Source organism: Pusillimonas sp. SM2304 (genome assembly GCF_031628915.1).
Taxonomy (GTDB): domain Bacteria; phylum Pseudomonadota; class Gammaproteobacteria; order Burkholderiales; family Burkholderiaceae_B; genus Pusillimonas_C.
Map to the genome: position 1 here is coordinate 242,966 of NZ_JAVLUJ010000001.1, position 12,457 is coordinate 255,422.

The window sequence follows — 12,457 nt, forward strand, 5'->3', positions numbered from 1 at the left end:
TTGATCTCCTGTTGCTTCGAATAAATGGGGGGTTCTATTTATTGGGTGTATCTGGAACAGGCGCCTGCAGCGCCCCGACAAGGAAATGGCGAAGTGCTTCGGCCATCTTGTCGATGTCGGTGGCATCAGCCTGGCCTTCGGAAAGCCTGAGAAGGCGATTCGCTTTGGAGTTGTCGGTGACCGTCAGGACGATCGAACTGACCATGAAGGCATAGCGCCAGTAAAACGCTTCCCGCTTCACGGATGGGCATGTTTGCGCCATGGCATCAATGAAACGTGTTGCCATGGGATCAAAATGATCCTCGATAATGCGATTGGTCCCGGGCGTCGGCGCCAGACGATGCCGCAAGATCATTTGAGCCAACAAAGCGCCGCTGCGCCGGGACGTCGCCGCAAAGTAAGGGCTCATGAAGACTTCTACAATGTCTTCAAGATGGGTTTGCGCACCGCCATCTCGCTCCAGCAAGGCTTCAAGCGCTGAAGTCCGTTCAGCATTGACTTGGCGCGCAAGCGTTTCGAAGACCGCTTCAGCCAAGCCTTCTTTGCTGCCGAAGTGATAATTGACCAGCGCCACATTGACATTGGCCCGACTGGTGAGCTCCCGGAGGGAAACGCGATCTACCCCTTTCTCTCCAAACAATTCAGTAGCGGCGTCGATAATCCGCGCCCTGCTATTCATTTCTTCTTTAAGTCTGGTTTCGGAAGCCGGCATAAGGGTTCTCTTAACAACGCTGAAAATCCACAACCGGCTTATTGTATTTTTAAACAGACGTTTAAATCAACTGTTTAATACGGGTCAATGCGTAATGGTTCCGCACAATGGCTTAGCGGTGGTGCCTTGAGACAGGTTTAGCGAGCCGCGGCGGCGACATGCGCGTTGAGCGTCTCGAACGTCTGCTCATAGCGATCTTCGCGCTCGGCCCAGCGTAGAAACGCCACACGCTGCACCAGGATCTCATCCGGCACGGGCTGCCGAAGAAAGTTCGCCATGACTTCGTCAATGAAATCGTCAAGCGGCATATAGCCATCGCGGCTCGATTGGCCGGGCGTGAGCTCGGTCTGGACGGCGGGCGGGACGATCTCGATGACCTTGACCTGGCCTTGCAGTTGCCGGCGCAAAGACAGCGTGTAGGAATGGATGCCCGCCTTGGTAGCGCCGTAGGTGCCCGCATCGGCGCGCGGCACGAATCCCAGGCCGGACGACAGGTTGATCACCACCGGGTTCGGCCGGCTCTTAAGATGATCGATCAGTGCATTGGTGAGCCGAATGGGGCCGAGCAGATTGGTGGTGATCTGCGCTTCGGCATCGCCCAGGTCGCGCGTCTTGCTCAGGTCCTCATAGCGCATGATGCCGGCGTTGTTGACCAGCACGTTCAGTTCCGGATAGTCGGCCACGATCTGTTTGGCGAAAGCGTTGATCGCGGCTGGATCATCCACATCCAGAACCAGGGCGTGCATATTATTGCGGCCGGCAATCGTTTCGTTCAAGGGTTCCATGCGGCGGCCGGTGATGATCACGGTGTTGCCAAGATCATTGAAGCGCTGCGCCAGCTCGCGCCCAATGCCGGCGCCGCCGCCTGTAATCAATAGGGTGTTGCCTGTATGTTGCATGCTCATTGCTTCCTTGATTTGCCGGGTTGAAGGGGCGCCCGATGAACCGCCGCTGAAGATGGAAGATTCGTTGGCCATGTTGCTCTCATCTCGTCTATGAGCGGGCATGGTTGAAATGATATGAGAGAAGCTTTCTAATGGAAAGAAGGCACCTGAAAGTTTTATACTTACCAAAAAGAGAGTGCCTAATTTTCTTTACTGAATAAATCAAAGGAGCAACAGGATGTCCGTGGATATCGCCAAGCACGCGGAAGCGCAAAGGAAGCTGGCTCAGTCTGAAAAGCTTGATCCCCGTGTAGAGGCCCTGGTGAACGAGGTGATCGCCCGGGTCGCAGGCAAATGGACAATGATCATCCTGGATGTCTTGGCAGAGCACGGTGAGCTTCGCTTTACGCAGTTGGCCAAGCGGGTCACCGGTATCAGCCAGAAGATGCTGACCCAAACCCTGCGCGAGATGGAGCGCGAAGGCCTGCTGATCCGAACCGTCCACCCCGTGATCCCGCCCAAGGTCGAGTATCGCCTGACGGATCTGGGCCTTGGGCTGGGCGACGCTTTTTGCGGGGTCTGGGTGTGGGCGCAGCAGAATCTGGACACGATCGAGCAAGCACGCACCGCTTTCGACCAGCGCGCTAAAGCGGTGTAGCCGGTTCGCCCCGCAGGCTGTCGGCATTGGCCAGATCTGCAATGGGCGACAGGATGGCGGGGTCGAATTCCTGCATCATGGCGCCGGCCCTGGCGCGCCGCGGCCAGTCTGCATGCGTCAGCGCGCCGCGTCCCAAAGAAACAAAATCCGCCTCGCCCCGCTCAAGCAATAGGCGCGCCTGGCCAGGATCATGCAGCGAACCGTTAGCCAATACGGGCATCGCCACATGCTGCTTGGCCAGGGCGGCCAGGCTGGCGCCCTGGCCGAAGGCGGGCATCCAGGCCTGGAACTCTGTGGTGTGCAGGTAGTCGAGCGGCAGTACGGCCAGCCGCTGGAAGATCTCCGGCGCCTCCTTCGCCAGCCACTTATGCTGGAAATCATTGACCTTGCTTTGGGACACACGCAAGCCAAGCACAAAATCGGCGCCCACCGCTGCGCGCACGGCATGCACCACTTCAGCGATCAAGCGAAGCCGGCCCTGCACATCACCGCCATAGCCATCTTCACGCAAGTTGATGCCCTTGCTCAGGAACTGATCAAGCAGATAGCCGTTGGCGCCGTGAATCTCGACACCGTCGAAGCCGGCCTCCCGGGCTCGCCGCGCGGCGTTCGCAAATCCGCTGACGGCATGCGTGATGTCTTGCTGTGTCATGGCCTGGGGCACGGCATAGTCGCCGGACCCGCGGTAGAAACGCATCTGCTGGCCCTTGGGCCGCAGGGCCGAAGGCCCTATGGTGCCGGCCCGCCAAGGCTTGCCCTGGGAAAGCGCCCCGGCATGCATGAGTTGAGCGATCACGCGCCCGCCCTGGGCCTGCACGCCGGCGACGATGGTTTTCCAGGCGTCGCGTTGCGGGTCATTCGCCAGGCCCGGCTGGAACAGATAGCCCTGAGAGAAAGCCTCGTCAGTGTAAATGCCTTCGGTGATGACCAGGCCAAACCCGCCCTCGGCGAAGCCGCTGTAATAGTCGCCCATGCGCGGCGTCGGAATGCCTTGGGCGGTTGCGCTCACCCGGGTCATAGGCGCCACGGCCAGACGATTGGGCAGCGTCAATGCGCCCAGCCGAAGCGGCGTAAACAGCGGTTCGATGTCCGGCCGAAGAGGCGACGGGCTGTTTTGGATATGGTTCGTGTCCATGCTCATCACCGCTCCCCAAGGGCCGCAATCGCTTCGATCTCGATCAACGCTTTAGGATCATAGAGCGCGCTGATCTCGGCAATCGTGTCAGCCGGATAAGGGGCCGAAAAAAACTTGCGCCGCAATGCAACGACTTCCTGGAAATGGCCCATATCGGTGACGAAGATGGTGACTTTGATGACGTCTTTCAGGCTCGATCCGGCCGCCTCAAGCGCGCGGCGCAAGTTGGCAAAAGCCTGCTCGCCTTGGGCCTGGAAACCGCCTTCCACGATTTTTCCGTCATCCGCGGCGCCGGCTTGGCCCGATATGAAAACGAGGTTGCCGAATTTGATGCCCTGCGAAAGCAGAAAGGGTTCATAGTTGTCTGGCTGTGTCGTGACGCGTTCAAGCATAGGTCTCTCCTTGAGGTGGGGGAAATATCCATAATTGATGATTCAATTTCATCAATATGGGCATGAGCGACATATTGACCCAATATAAATAGCCGGACAAACGATGAATTATGAGTTATAAGATGAAAATAACTTATCTATAGAGCATGTATGCGGCGACTCCCCCCTCTTTCCGCCTTGCGCGCTTTCGAGGCTGCCGCCCGGCACGGCAGCTTCAAGTGCGCCGCAAACGAGCTGTCTGTCACGCCGACGGCAATCAGCCACCAGATTCGCTCGCTTGAAGAGCACACCGGCCTGCAACTATTTGTGCGGCAGGTTCGCCAAGTGCGGCTCACCGAGGCGGGAGCCCAGCTCTATCCCGTGCTGCAAGAAGGCTTTGATGCGTTCGAAGCTGTGCTGGGCCGGCTGACGCAGGCGGGCAGGAAAGAGAAAGTGACGATTTCGGCGACCAATGCCTTTACCGCGAAGTGGCTGATACCCAGGGTGGCCGGTTTTCACGCCCTGCACCCTGGCATCGACTTGCAGCTTCACGCTTCCGACGAAGCCGTGAACCTTGCCGACCACACCTTCGACATCGCCCTGCGCTACGGGCGCGGGCCGTACCCCGGCCTTGCGACCGAAATCATGTTTGCCGACGAGTACGCACCGCTGGTCAACCCCATGCTCGGCGTCAGCTCGATTGCGGCGCTCCAGTCCGTGCCGCTCATTCACTTCGAATGGAAGAAGGACGACCCCCGCAATCCCACCTGGGAGAAGTGGTTTGCGCAGGCAGGGCTGCCGTGGAATCCGTCGCTTGGGCAGCTGCGCTACTCGGACGAGGGGCATGCCAGCCAGGCGGCTGTGGCCGGCCAAGGGATTGCCTTGCTGAGCCTGACGCTGATGAAAGACGAAATTGCCGCGGGACACCTGGTGCAGCCCTTCGGGCCGGCTATCCCAGGCCACGCCTACCATCTGGCGATGCGCGCCGGCCAGCCGCCGAGCGCGGGCATCCGCGCCGCGGCCGACTGGCTGCGATCCGCCGCTGGAATGGAGGTGACCGCGCCCGGCCGAGCGGGCGGCAAATAGTCTTACACGTCCAGTATCGGCACGAAACCGCCGAAAATCATGCGCTTGCCATCAAAGCACATCTGCTCCCCAAACTCCTTCATGCGCGGGTCGGACATCATTTTTTCATTCGCCGCATCGCGCACCGCTTTGGATGGGTATTCCAGCCAGCTAAAGACGACGACCTCGTCCTCTTTGGCCTTGACCGCGCCGCGAAAGTCCGTGACCTTTCCGTCGGGCACATCGTCGCCCCAGCACTCGACAAAGCGGGTCGCACCGAATTCCTTGAACAGATGCGAGGCTTCCTCGGCATGCCTTCTGTAGGTTTCCTTGTTGGCGGCAGGCACGGCTACAACAAATCCTTCTACGTAGTTCATCTTCGCTCTCCTGTGGTGGGGGTCGAGGCTTCGGCCCGCTCTCGTTCAGCGCATTCCATGGTTCTTGGACCGCGGGACGCATGCATCCGCGCAACCCGTTTTCAAGCAACAATCAAAATATAGTGCTGAAAGTCTGGCCCCTGTTTTTCCATATGTGTCAAAAAAACGGATAGCCCGCATAGCGGCCGCCATGGCTTGCTGTACCTTTTACTTACATTCAGGGGAGCAGCCTTGGCAGTGCAATGCTATGATTATTAAAGAAAATAACGGTGCAAAAAGCACCAAGGCCAATGATCAACACAAGAATCCCCCACCCCTTCACTACAAGATTTCCCTCTTTACTGCTGCGCCGCAACACCTATCGAACCGCCCTGGGGCTGTTGCTCGTGTGCGGCATGCTGGGTCCCGCCAGCCTCTTGGCGAACAGCTTGAGCGTCTCGCAAGATGTGGCGCTTCTTAGCGACGATACCTTGCGTCAATGGCCCGCCCCCGCCGCGGGGCCGGAACGGCTTGGCGACCAGCACCTGCAAACGCTCGCCGAAGAGGCCAGCAAGCAGGCGCAGGCCAAATACCTTGCAAAGAAGTTCAGGCAGAGTGCGACAGCCATGCGCAAGTACGTGGACCTTGCCTGGGCTGAAGCAGAAAAGCGCGATGGCATCGAGCCCGAGCTTCTGATTGCCATCATGCAGAAGGAAAGCTCGCTGCGCCCCCGCGTGCAAAGCCGCTATGGCGCCCAGGGGCTGATGCAGGTGGTTCGCCGCTGGCATCGCGAAAAACTGAGCCCATCCGAATCGCTCTTCGACCCGGAAGTCAATATACGGGTCGGCACCGATATTCTGGAAGAGTATCTGGAGCTGGCGGGCGGCAGCCTGACCAAGGCCCTGGGAAAATATTCGGGTAACGCACGCGGCTACCCCGGCAAGATTCTTAAAGAGTCGCGCAAGCTTGCTGAACTCGCGGACCAGGCTGCCGTCATGGGCTGATCGGCAGCCCGCCAAGACTACTGCGTCAAATCCACTTTCTCGACCAGCTTCCGGTTGGACGCCAGTTCCGCCTGGATGTCGTCGGCAAACTGCTGCGGTGTGCCGGTGGCGGGAATATTGTTGCTGTCCACCAGCAGCTTCTGGATGTCGGGCATGGCCACGACCTGGTTGATCTCTGCATTGAGCTTTGCCACGATGTCTTGCGGCGTGCCGCCCGGTGCAAAGAAACCGAATACGGACATTTTGTTGGCTTCGGGGTAGCCCAGTTCGCTGAAGGTGGGTACCTGGGGCAGGGAATCGACACGGGCCGGCGCGGCAATCGCCAGGGGCACGAAGGTACCATTGGCCACGTTGGCCTTCAAGGCGGGACTCATGTTGGTGGAGATCAGTTCAAACTGCCCGCCCAGCGCATCGGTCAGTTGCTGGCCCGCCCCCTTGTAGGGAACGTGCGTCACGTCTATCTTGCCGGCCTGCTGCAGTTGCTCCAGCATCAAGTGCCCCAGCGAGCCCTGCCCCGACGTCGCCCAGCGCAAGGAGCCGGGCGCCGCCTGCGACTGCGCGATCAGATCGGCCACGCTCTTGCCGCTGAAGGCTTTGGTGCCCAGCAAGATCACCGGAGACACCATCACGCTGCCTATCGGCGCAATATCGTTCTGGGGGTCGTAGGGGGTTTGCCGAATGGCCGGAGACAAGGCCAGCGGGCTCACGGACGAGAACCCGATGGTGTGGCCGTCCGGTGTTGCCCGGGCCACTTCATTCATCCCTATCGTCCCGCCGGCCCCGCCCTTGTTCTCGACCACAAACGAGACGCCCAGGCGTTCGCCCAGCTTTTCCGAGATTGCGCGCGTGATGGTGTCGCTGACGCCGCCCGGGGGGTAGGCAACGACGACGCGCACGGTTTTTTCAGGCCAGCCGGCCGCAAAGGCGGCCGTAGAAGCGGCGGCCAGCACGACCGCAGTCAGCGCGTGGCGGATTATTCTGGAGTACACGGATCTCGTCCTTAAAAAATGATGAATGCATCAAGGATGAAAATTGTACTTCGACTGCGGCATGCAGGCATGCCGGGCGGCAGGCCCATTGCAGGCCCGCCGCCACCGCGCCTTACTTCTTGATGTTGCGTTCCTTGATGATCTTGCCCCATTTGTCCGATTCCTTCTTGATGAAATCGGCAAACTCCTGGCGCGTCGTCGGCTGCGGCGTCATGCCGAATTCCGTCAGTTTTTTCTCGACGGCGGGATCGGTCAGGACTTTGACGATTTCCTCATTCCAGCGGTCCAGCATGGCCTCCGGCGTTTTGCCCGGCGCCACGAACGCATACCAGTTCAGCGCTTCGAAGTCTGGATAGCCCGATTCGGCCACTGTCGGTATGTCAGGCAGATAAGCCGGCCGTTTCAGGCCGGTGGTCGCCAGCGGGATCAGCCTGTTTTCCTCGACGTAAGGCATGGCGGTGGGCGGCGCCGAAAAGTACGACATCACGCGTTCGCCCAGAAGATCCTGCATGGCCTGGGCCCCGCCCTTGTAGGGGATGTGGACCATATTGACACCGGCCTCCATGTTCAACAGCTCGCCGGCCATATGCGACGCGGCGCCAAATCCGGACGAAGCAAAGTCCACTTGCTCGGGGTGGGACTTGGCCAGGTCCAGGAATTCCTTCAATGTTTTCACGCCGGCGGCTTTATGGACCACCAGCACGTTGGGAAAGTTCACCCCGCCGGAAATGGGCAGCAGATCCTTGAACGGGTCGTACGCTACTTCCATAAGATGCGGAGAAATGGTGAGCGGGCCGACCGAACCCAATAACAGCATGCTGCCGTCTCCAGGTCCGTTGGCGACATACTGATGGGCAATGTTGCCACCTGCGCCGGGCTTGTTGACGACCGCGACCGAGCGGCCGGTATTCTTGCTCAGTTGCTCGGCAATCAGGCGGGCGGAGGTATCGGCCGCGCCGCCCGCCACAAAGCCGACGACCAACGAGATCGGCCTGTCGGGCAAGTCCTGCGCGGCATGAGCCGCCGGCGCCATCAAGGCGCCTGCGGACAGCGCCAGGCTGGCCATAAACGTATTCAACTTCATGAAATGTCTCCTTTTGGTGTCATCGTTGCCGTCAATCAGCGTCAGCTTGCGCCGATCGGGGCTGTCGTTTTTCCACGGCGTAGCGCAATAGCGCCGCGCTGCGAAAGAAACCATGCGCGAACTTGCTGTAAGGCATGGTCAAGAAAAGGGCCATGACCGCACCCAGGTGTAAACAAAGCAATAAGGCCATTGCCGGCGTCCCGCGCCCCAGCCACAAGGCAAGGCCGCTGGCGCTGATCGCAAAGAGCAACGCAATAAAGCCGAGATCCATGGGCTTCTGGGCGGGATCGCCATGCAAGGGGTGGCGCCGGCGATGCAGGTACCAAAGCCCCGCCGTGCCGATCATCAGCGCCACACCGCCCGCGGCGCCCAACAGCTTGGGCAGGCTCGGCAGGTCATAAGGCGCCTGCCATCCGAAGGCGTAGTGATACACCGTGGCCAGGCTGGTTGCGGCAAAGCACAACATGAAGCCGTAGAAAGTGAAGTGATGAAAGCGCCTGCGCGACAAGGTGAATCGGTCATCTTCGTTGTTGCAGCCTTCGCCGTGGCCGCCATCCAGGTACTTAAGCTGCAACACGGCCTGGGTGGCTTCCAGGGCGGCCGGCGTACTGGCCGGCGCGCCACTGCTTGCCGGTCCAATGTCGCGCAGGAAGCGGCGCAAGCCCATGCCCAGCGCCAACAGCGCAAACAGAAAGATGGGCGCGAACAAGCCGACCAGCAGGTTGTGCGGAAAAATATTGTAGAAGTCGCCCGCCTTCGCGCTGTCCCACAGCCCGCCGCCCTGGGCCACGGCAAGCGCCAGGAACAAGGCCAGGCCTGCAGCCAGGGCCAGCGTCAGGACCAGGCTGTTGCGCTCGTACAATTTCCCCAACGCCGGCGGCCAGGCGTAATCCTTGTACGTTTGGCCGCGCACCTGCGCCATGGCTTGCGGAATATTGATGCCGAATTCGTGCGGCGGCGCATACTGGCACGCATGCAGGCAGGCGCCGCAGTTGTGGCACAAATTGGCAAGATAGTGAACGTCGGCCTTTTCAAACATCAGCCGTTGCGTCATGGCCGGGAACATGGCACAGAAGCCTTCGCAGTAGCGGCAGGCGTTGCATACTTGCAATTGCCTTGCCGCTTCGGCTTCGGACGTGGTCACGGAAATAGCGCCACCGCCCAGATCCAGGGCGTCTTTCGCCAGGACTTCAAGCGACTGCATCATTGACCTCCTGCACGGCAAGGCGCTGCGCGCCCATCGCCGATTTGGCCGCGTTCGTGCCGGCGATGCGCCCGAACGCCGTGCCGATCGACATGCCGATGCCGGCGGTATAGCCTTTGCCCAGGACATTGCCGGCCATCATCTCGCCCGCCACGAACAAGTTCTCGCTGGGCTGGTCATTGAAGCGTACGGCCGCTGTTTCATCGGTCAGCAGCCCCTGGTACGTAAAGGTCACGCCGGGCCGCAAGGCATAGCCGTAGAACGGAGGCTGGTCCAGCGGCAAGGCCCAGTGCGTCTTGGCCGGCGACACCCCTTCGGTATGGCAGTCATCCAGCTTGGTATGGTCGAAGGTACCCACCCTACAGGCGGCGTTATAGCGGTCGAGTGTTTGCATGAACACGTCCCTGTCCAGCCCCAGCTTGCCGGCAAGCTCAGGCAGGCTGCCGGCCTTTTCGCCAGGGAATACCGGCGGCATGAAACGCCCCACCGCCTTGCTGTCGATAATGGAATAGGCAATTTGCCCGGGCTGGCCGGCCAGCAGCCGGCCCCAGATGGCATAGCGCTTGGGCCAGAAGTCTTCGCCTTCGTCGTAAAAGCGCTGGGCATCGCGGTTCACCACCACGCCCAGCGATACGCAATCAATGCGGGTGCAAATGCCGCCGTCGTACAAGGGCGCCCGGGCATCGATGGCCACCATATGCGCCTGGGTCGGGTCCCCGATCTTGTCGGCGCGGTGCTCCTCGAACATATGCTTCAGGAGCACGCCCTGGTTGAAGCGCGTGCCACGGATCAGGAAGTTGTCGACCGGCCATTCGCCGCGTTCGTTCTGGCCCCAGGCCTCGCGCAGCCACTCGCGGTTCGATTCAAACCCGCCTGCGGCCAGCACACAGGCACGGGCCTGGATGCGTTCCCCTTTCGTACAGGCGGCAATGAAGCGCCCGTCACGCAGTTCAAGGGCATCCACGGGCGAGTCATAGCGTATTTGTATCCCCAGGCTTTCGGCGCTGCGGTAGTAGGCGTTGATCAGGGCCTTGCCGCCCCCCATGAAGAAAGCATTGGTGCGCGCAACGTGCAGGGCGCCCGACAAGGGCGGCTGGAAGTGGACGCCATGCTTGCGCATCCACCCCCTACAGGTCGAGGAAGCGCGAATGACAAGGCGAGCCAGCTTTTCATTGGTCTGCCCCCCGGTCACGGCCAGCAGGTCGCGCCAGTATTCGTCTTCGGGGTAAGCATCGACCAGCACGTCCTGGGGCGCATCGTGCATGCAGCGCAAGTTGCGCGTGTGCTGGGAATTGCCGCCGCGCCATTCGCGTGGCGACGCTTCTAGCAGCAGGACGCTGGCGCCTGCTTCGCGCGCGCACAGCGCAGCACACAGTGCGGCGTTCCCGCCACCCACTACCAATACATCAAACATGGAAAATCCGTGCAAGGCTATCTATATGCCCAGCACTCTATGCGCGTTTCCCTTCGTCCGCTACGAGGCATGACGCCACAGGTGTTCACAAAAAATGAACGCCCTGCCCGCTCAATCTATCAGTTCAGCGCCCAGCCAGCGCCCCTCGGCAACCAGGGTGCGCATCACGTCGACGAGTACCACCCGGGCCGCCAGGCCTGCCGGGGACAACTGATCGTCAGACAGGCTGGCCACGATATTGCGGCGCACCATCTTGTCGTGAAGCAAAGGAATCCGCAGCAGTTTCCTGTCGTTTGCGCGGACCACGGCCGCGCCAGGCTGTATGGTGGCGGCCAGCCCCGCCTGGACAATGTCCATCAGCATCGACAAGCCGTCGACCTCGGCAACCACATTGGGCTCATGGCCATAATGGAAAAAGGCGGCATCGATGATGGCGCGCAGGCCATGCGATCCGGTGGGCAAGACCAGGGGAAGATTGACGATGTCGTTCAGCGACAACCCGCCCTCTGCAGGCAAGGGATAGCGATCCGGCTGCGCCACGACAAACAACTGTTCCGTCAGCATCGGCAGCAATGTCCAGCCTTGACGGCTTCCGGCATGGAACAGCACGGCCAGGTCCAACTGGCGGCGGCCCAGCATTTGGGACAAGTTGCCGGACAGGCTTTCGACCAAGTGCAAGCGCACGTCCGGGTAACGGCGCTGCATGGCCTGCAGCAAAGGCACGCCCAGCACGGAAGACGTCGTGGGCGCCATGCCTATCGACACATGGCCGGCAAGCCGCGCAGCCTGGGCGGCTTGCGCCGCATTGGCGGCATGCCGCAGCACCAGTTCAGCCTCTTGGCGCAGCGCCTTTCCTGCGGCGGTCGGCACCACGCCGGTCGAGGTACGCTGTAAAAGCCGCGTACTGAGCTCGCTTTCCAGCCGGCTGATCTGCTGGCTCAGCGCTGACGTCACGACACCCAGGTCGCGCGCCGCGCGGCCCATGCTGCCCAGCTCGACCACCCGGACAAAGTAACGCAACTGCCGCAGCTCCATGCCGGCGGGCCTTCAGTAAAGGTAAAGGGGCGTATCCATGCAGCGATTGTAGCGAATCGCGATCGGCACAGCCTCGATATATACTCAATCGCCTGATTCAGCGCGGGCGGCCACGCGCGCCCGCTTCATCGACATCGTGAAAAAAAAAGAAAGCCTTCTCATCGCCCTGCCCTTGCGGAAACGCCGCAAGCTACGACGCGTGCTGCGCACGCTGGCATCACGGCGCGCAACGCTTGATGGCGCCGGATGCCCAAACGCTGATGCGGTCCCGCTACACGGCGTTCGTGCTGGACGAACTCGGCTACCTGCTGGACACCTGGCATGCCAGCACGCGCCCAGCCAGCCTGGAAGGGAATGCCCCCGGCGTAAAATGGCTGGGCCTGCAACTGCGCGGCCATGCCGCGCAGGACGCCGACCACGCCACGGTCGAGTTCGTTGCCCGATACCGCCACCATGGCCAAGCCGTCCGGCTGCATGAGATCAGCCGCTTCCTGCGTGAAGACGGCAGGTGGTTTTATATAGATGGGGACTTTGTCGAAAAGTGAC

General features: G+C 60.8%; 14 protein-coding genes. 4 read left to right on the plus strand and 10 right to left on the minus strand.

The window, feature by feature from the left end; genetic code table 11:
* Positions 1-34: 34 nt before the first annotated feature.
* Both RE432_RS01105 and RE432_RS01110 read right to left on the minus strand, forming a co-directional pair.
* Positions 35-712: a TetR family transcriptional regulator gene (locus RE432_RS01105; RefSeq protein WP_310931374.1), complete on the minus strand. Its 678-nt coding sequence runs from the start codon at positions 710-712 to the stop codon at positions 35-37.
* Positions 713-849: 137 nt separating this feature from the next.
* Positions 850-1,689 carry an SDR family oxidoreductase gene (locus tag RE432_RS01110; protein ID WP_310931375.1) on the minus strand — a complete coding sequence of 280 codons (840 nt, stop codon included), beginning with the start codon at positions 1,687-1,689 and terminating at the stop codon, positions 850-852.
* Positions 1,690-1,834: 145 nt separating this feature from the next.
* Here RE432_RS01110 and RE432_RS01115 point away from each other — a divergent pair, with 145 nt between their 5' ends.
* Positions 1,835-2,254: a helix-turn-helix domain-containing protein gene (locus RE432_RS01115; RefSeq protein WP_310931376.1), complete on the plus strand. Its 420-nt coding sequence runs from the start codon at positions 1,835-1,837 to the stop codon at positions 2,252-2,254.
* Here RE432_RS01115 and RE432_RS01120 read toward each other — a convergent pair.
* Entirely contained in the window at positions 2,241-3,389 is a 1,149-nt protein-coding gene (locus RE432_RS01120; protein WP_310931377.1) for an NADH:flavin oxidoreductase, read from the minus strand. The genes RE432_RS01115 and RE432_RS01120 overlap by 14 nt on opposite strands.
* Positions 3,390-3,394: 5 nt before the next feature.
* Positions 3,395-3,781 (minus strand): RidA family protein, encoded by a 387-nt coding sequence (locus RE432_RS01125; protein WP_310931378.1) that lies wholly within the window; start codon positions 3,779-3,781, stop codon positions 3,395-3,397.
* Positions 3,782-3,931: 150 nt separating this feature from the next.
* Between RE432_RS01125 and RE432_RS01130 the strand changes: the two genes are divergently transcribed.
* Positions 3,932-4,846 carry a LysR substrate-binding domain-containing protein gene (locus tag RE432_RS01130; RefSeq protein WP_310931379.1) on the plus strand — a complete coding sequence of 305 codons (915 nt, stop codon included), beginning with the start codon at positions 3,932-3,934 and terminating at the stop codon, positions 4,844-4,846.
* 2 nt (positions 4,847-4,848) lie between these two features.
* On the opposite strand, the gene RE432_RS01135 is transcribed toward RE432_RS01130, so the two are convergent.
* Positions 4,849-5,202, minus strand: coding sequence for a DUF1428 family protein (locus RE432_RS01135; RefSeq protein ID WP_310931380.1), 354 nt, complete (start codon positions 5,200-5,202; stop codon positions 4,849-4,851).
* Positions 5,203-5,492: 290 nt separating this feature from the next.
* Between RE432_RS01135 and RE432_RS01140 the strand changes: the two genes are divergently transcribed.
* A complete protein-coding gene (locus tag RE432_RS01140; protein WP_310931381.1) occupies positions 5,493-6,185 on the plus strand; it encodes a transglycosylase SLT domain-containing protein in 693 nt (230 codons plus the stop codon).
* A gap of 17 nt (positions 6,186-6,202) precedes the next feature.
* On the opposite strand, the gene RE432_RS01145 is transcribed toward RE432_RS01140, so the two are convergent.
* From RE432_RS01145 to RE432_RS01165, 5 genes are all read right to left on the minus strand, one after another.
* The gene (locus tag RE432_RS01145) at positions 6,203-7,174 is read right to left on the minus strand and encodes a tripartite tricarboxylate transporter substrate binding protein (RefSeq protein WP_310931382.1); all 972 of its coding nucleotides are present in this window, start codon (positions 7,172-7,174) and stop codon (positions 6,203-6,205) included.
* Positions 7,175-7,286: 112 nt separating this feature from the next.
* Positions 7,287-8,240, minus strand: coding sequence for a Bug family tripartite tricarboxylate transporter substrate binding protein (locus tag RE432_RS01150; protein WP_409079830.1), 954 nt, complete (start codon positions 8,238-8,240; stop codon positions 7,287-7,289).
* Positions 8,241-8,289: 49 nt separating this feature from the next.
* Positions 8,290-9,462, minus strand: coding sequence for a tricarballylate utilization 4Fe-4S protein TcuB (tcuB, locus tag RE432_RS01155; protein ID WP_310932990.1), 1,173 nt, complete (start codon positions 9,460-9,462; stop codon positions 8,290-8,292).
* Positions 9,449-10,876, minus strand: a complete 1,428-nt coding sequence (gene tcuA, locus RE432_RS01160) for an FAD-dependent tricarballylate dehydrogenase TcuA (RefSeq protein ID WP_310931384.1) — start codon at positions 10,874-10,876, stop codon at positions 9,449-9,451. Before tcuA ends, tcuB begins: the two co-directional genes overlap by 14 nt.
* Positions 10,877-10,987: 111 nt before the next feature.
* Positions 10,988-11,911 carry a LysR family transcriptional regulator gene (locus RE432_RS01165; protein ID WP_310931385.1) on the minus strand — a complete coding sequence of 308 codons (924 nt, stop codon included), beginning with the start codon at positions 11,909-11,911 and terminating at the stop codon, positions 10,988-10,990.
* 236 nt (positions 11,912-12,147) lie between these two features.
* Between RE432_RS01165 and RE432_RS01170 the strand changes: the two genes are divergently transcribed.
* On the plus strand, positions 12,148-12,456 hold the full coding sequence (locus RE432_RS01170; protein WP_310931386.1) for a YchJ family metal-binding protein: 309 nt from the start codon (positions 12,148-12,150) through the stop codon (positions 12,454-12,456).
* Position 12,457: the final 1 nt, after the last annotated feature.

Coding starts and splice junctions, on each gene's coding strand:
- RE432_RS01105 (WP_310931374.1), bottom strand. CDS start 712: ATGCCGGCTTCCGAAACCAGACTTAAAGAAGAAATGAATAGCAGGGCG.
- RE432_RS01110 (WP_310931375.1), bottom strand. CDS start 1,689: ATGGCCAACGAATCTTCCATCTTCAGCGGCGGTTCATCGGGCGCCCCT.
- RE432_RS01115 (WP_310931376.1), top strand. CDS start 1,835: ATGTCCGTGGATATCGCCAAGCACGCGGAAGCGCAAAGGAAGCTGGCT.
- RE432_RS01120 (WP_310931377.1), bottom strand. CDS start 3,389: ATGGACACGAACCATATCCAAAACAGCCCGTCGCCTCTTCGGCCGGAC.
- RE432_RS01125 (WP_310931378.1), bottom strand. CDS start 3,781: ATGCTTGAACGCGTCACGACACAGCCAGACAACTATGAACCCTTTCTG.
- RE432_RS01130 (WP_310931379.1), top strand. CDS start 3,932: ATGCGGCGACTCCCCCCTCTTTCCGCCTTGCGCGCTTTCGAGGCTGCC.
- RE432_RS01135 (WP_310931380.1), bottom strand. CDS start 5,202: ATGAACTACGTAGAAGGATTTGTTGTAGCCGTGCCTGCCGCCAACAAG.
- RE432_RS01140 (WP_310931381.1), top strand. CDS start 5,493: ATGATCAACACAAGAATCCCCCACCCCTTCACTACAAGATTTCCCTCT.
- RE432_RS01150 (WP_409079830.1), bottom strand. CDS start 8,240: ATGGCCAGCCTGGCGCTGTCCGCAGGCGCCTTGATGGCGCCGGCGGCT.
- tcuB (WP_310932990.1), bottom strand. CDS start 9,462: ATGCAGTCGCTTGAAGTCCTGGCGAAAGACGCCCTGGATCTGGGCGGT.
- tcuA (WP_310931384.1), bottom strand. CDS start 10,876: ATGTTTGATGTATTGGTAGTGGGTGGCGGGAACGCCGCACTGTGTGCT.
- RE432_RS01165 (WP_310931385.1), bottom strand. CDS start 11,911: ATGGAGCTGCGGCAGTTGCGTTACTTTGTCCGGGTGGTCGAGCTGGGC.
- RE432_RS01170 (WP_310931386.1), top strand. CDS start 12,148: ATGGCGCCGGATGCCCAAACGCTGATGCGGTCCCGCTACACGGCGTTC.